Source organism: Enterobacter sp. ZOR0014, assembly GCF_000798855.1.
Taxonomy (GTDB): domain Bacteria; phylum Pseudomonadota; class Gammaproteobacteria; order Enterobacterales; family Enterobacteriaceae; genus Enterobacter; species Enterobacter kobei.
Window position 1 is genome coordinate 1 of record NZ_JTLF01000021.1, and the last position, 2,932, is coordinate 2,932.

Annotated in this window: 1 protein-coding gene; it reads right to left on the reverse strand. The window is 60.0% G+C overall.

Features of this window, described 5'->3' with window-relative positions:
* Positions 1-196: 196 nt before the first annotated feature.
* Positions 197-2,932 (reverse strand): RHS repeat-associated core domain-containing protein (locus tag L977_RS00675; protein WP_047624300.1); only part of this gene is annotated, 2,736 nt, incomplete at its 5' end.

Below are 2,932 nucleotides of genomic sequence, written 5' to 3' on the forward strand. Positions count from 1 at the left end.
TTTCAGGATTATAATTTTTATATAAGTAATCAACATCTGTTGAACGAGGTAAGTTGGATGGGAATGCATTATCCAAGTCATTGACTGTATTGAAACTCCCGGAAAGCGAGTGTTTTTTGCAAATAGCAACAAGTTTTTTTAAAGACTCTTCAATTTCACTCATAACAATACCTCACATTCAGCATATTCATTCATATTATTGACAGCTCTTCAAATTCTTACGGGTAAGGTTGCGGTCTATCAATCGTCCTTTACCTGGAGTGTCATAGCTGCCACGGTGACCTTGTAGACCATGTAAATGCTCATCATAGCCGCTAGGATGATTAGCATTCTGGAGAAATACAATGTTCCTTGGATCGCCTTGCCATTTTCCTCCCAGAACACCATTACCTTTCACACTATTGATATGATGGCCTGTATAACCCATTTCGGACATAACCGACGATAATTGGCGATTATTTTTTGTGCTTAGTATTACTTCACGTTCAGCAGCCGTCCAGTCTCGGCTTCCACCTCCAGCCGCAACTAGCTCTCTTTCTTCTCCCCATGCTCGGCTTATTGCTGTCGCCCTGGCTCCCGGCTGCGCGCTAAGGGAGGGATCTGGTTTGTAACGAACTAAACCTTGAGCAGAGAGTCCCCACGGATCAATCCACCCCAACGGATTCGGCGCATACTGATAAAGGTTCCACCCGCCATTCAGCCCAATCGGATCCTGCACAATAAACCGCCCGACCTGCGGGTCGTAGTAGCGGAACAGGTTATAATGCAGCCCCGTTTCACCGTCAGCATACTGCCCGGCATAGCGAAGCGGCTGATGCGCCATCGCCGTGCGATTCACAAGCCGTGAGAATCCTTCGCTCTGATGACGTACCTCGCCAAAGCTGCCGTACTGGCCGCTCCAGCGCACCGCGCCGCGCTCGTCGGTCACTTCCAGCGGCGCGCCGTTCAGGTCGGTATTGAACCAGTAAATCTCACCGCTGTTCTGGTCACGAAGATGGTCCACCCGCGCCAGCGGGCTCCAGGCTTCATTCGGGTCGTAGATATAGGTGTTGCACAGCCCGCTCTCCTGCTGCTCCTGCAGCAGGCGGTAGCCCTGCCACAGGAAGCGCGTTTCGGTGGTGCCGTGCGTCGTAGTGACGATTTTACGCGTGCGGCGCCCCAGCGCGTCGTAGTGATAGCGCGCCTCAAACCGCCCTTCCGGCCGGGTTCCGCGGGCGGATACCAACCGGTTCTCGGCGTCATACGCATAATGCTGTTCATACAGCCCGTTTCGGCGGCTGACCAGGTTGCCCCAGTGGTCGTACTTCATGAACAGCGCCTGCCAGTGCTGCAGGCGGTTATCCGTGACCGGTGCCGCATCGTCACTGGCAGCGAGGTTATCCGCGGCGTCATAGCTGAACTGCGCGCGGCTGTGCCCCTGGCGGGCCTCGTAGTGCTTCAGCAGACGACCTTCGGCGTCGTAGCCGTAATCTACCTCACCGCGTAGGGTGTCGCTGACGCCGGAAAGCTCACCGCGCGCGGTGTAGCGATACAGCCGTTCCAGGAGCGCCTTCTCCGGCATGGTCACGTCCGTACTCAGCTCACTGCGCTGAAGGGTGCGTCTGCCGAGGCTGTCATACTGACGGAGCTGCTCGCGCGCGCCCTGGGTGCGGCGCACCTCGCGGTGCAGGCGGTCGCGGGTGAACTCGGTCACCAGCTGCTGCCCGAAGCGGATGGCGCTGACGTGGCCGGAGCCGTAGTGCAGCCAGGCCAGCTTTTGCTCGCCGGGCAGCGTCAGGCCGGTCAGGTTGCTCAGGGCATCCCATTCGTAGCCCACCGCGCCGTTAATACCGGATTCGCTCAGCACGCGCCCGTTGGCATCGTGCCGGTAAACAATCTCATCGCTTTCGATACCCAGGGCAACGCCTTCTGCGGTTGGCGTGCGGCGGATGCGGGTAATCTGGCCGCTCAGGTCGCGGAAGTAGCGGTACTCCGCGTGACGCTGAGTGCGCCCGATCAGCAGCCCGCTGTCGTCATAGCTGAACTGCTGGACGCGACGGGCGATGCCGCCGTCGGCGGCAGGCCGGCCGTTCTCTTCGAGCGCGCAGAGGAACCCTCGCGCGTCCCATTCCATATGGCGCACGGTCTCGTCCGGACGCGTTTCGCTGAGCGGGCGGCCCACGGCGTCGTAGGTGAAGCGGTATTCCGCCCCGTTGCCGTTATCGAGCCGCAGCAGGTTACCGCGCGGGTCATAGCGCCACTGGCGCACGCGGCCAATTCGGTCGGTAAGGCTGACCGGGAGGCCGAGCGCGTTATAGGCCCAGCTCACTTCGCTTTCCAGCGGGTCGCGCCAGCCCGTGAGCTGCCCGCGTTCGTTCCACACCAGCGACTCGCAGCTGCCGTCCGGGTGAATCACGGCGCTCAGCAGCCCGGCACGGCTCCACTCCCGGCGCGTAATATTCCCTTCCGCATCCTCGCTGGCAATCAGCTGCCCGACTCGGTCGTAGGTAAAGCGGGTCACGCTGCCGGAGCAATCAGTGCGCTGCGTCAGCAGCCCCTGGTGGTTCCAGACCAGACGCACCACGCCGCCAATGGCGTCGGTGATGCTCTCCGGCAGGTTTTCTTGATCGTCGGGATAGTCATACGCGGTGGCGTTACCGGCCGGATCCGTTTCCGACAGCAGGCGACCGCGAAGGTCGTACATGGCCTGCGATGAGGTACCGTTCGGATACACTGTCCGGGTGATGCGGTCGGTCAGGCGATACCAGTGATACTCCGTACGGCGGCCCGCCGGGTCCGTCTCGCTGGTCATGCGGCCGTATTTGTCCCACGTGCTGCGGCGCATCGCGCCGCCGGGGAGAATGACGTCGCAGAGTTCGCCGTCGCGGTAAACAAACGTCGTCTGACGACCGTCGTAATCCGTGAAGCGCGCAACGTTGTCGTCGTCGTCCAC